Here is a 632-nt window from a genome sequence, read left to right as displayed (position 1 = left end):
GCGCGCAAATTTCGAACTGCTGCCGCGCCATGGACGGCAGCGATCAGGAATCTGTGCGCGCGGCGGTGCTGCAGCTCATCATGGACCACTTGGAGTGGGAGGGCATGCTGCTGGAGCGTGAGGCGGTGGCGGAGGCCTACCGGCTGCGCTTTGGTGATCCCGATGCTGACACGACAGCCTGGCTGCGCACGGATGCCGATGGCAGCGCGGGCGACGGCAGCAGATTACTCAAGCTGGTCCAGGCTGCGGTGCACGCCGAACCGCGGGGACGCGGCGCTTCGGCAGGCAGGCCGGCGGCGGTGGCGGCGGCGGTGGCGGCGGCGGTGCCCTCGATGTCGGCGGCCATCACGCCGGCCAGCGCCGCGCTGCACTCCTCTGCAGCTGATGAGCTGTTTTTCGATGAAGTGGACACACCAGCGGGCAGGGTCACGCAGGTGAGGCGTACTGTGCGGGCCTGCCCCTGCTCCCGCTCACACTGTGTGCGCACGTGCCAATGCAGGTGAGGGGCGGGACGCTGCCCAGGCTGGTGCGGCACCTGTGCGACACGGTGGCCGGCTTGGCGCCGGAGGAGGAGCTGGTGACTGCCACCGCACGCCGGCTCTCGCGCGGCGTCGCGTCGGGCGACGTTGCCT

1 protein-coding gene is annotated in these 632 nt (G+C 70.6%); it reads left to right on the top strand.

Annotation, left to right across the window (positions count from 1 at the left end; genetic code table 11):
- A partial coding sequence (locus tag ACK4SE_RS14085; RefSeq protein ID WP_409693977.1) for a hypothetical protein occupies nucleotides 1-503 on the top strand: 503 nt, incomplete at its 5' end.
- Between the last annotated feature and the right edge of the window lie 129 nt (nucleotides 504-632).

This window comes from Brevundimonas sp. (genome assembly GCF_046293315.1).
In the GTDB taxonomy this organism is placed as follows: Bacteria; Pseudomonadota; Alphaproteobacteria; order Caulobacterales; family Caulobacteraceae; genus Brevundimonas.
Note: the sequence above shows the minus strand (reverse complement) of the source record. Positions and strands in the feature narration are given on the sequence as shown.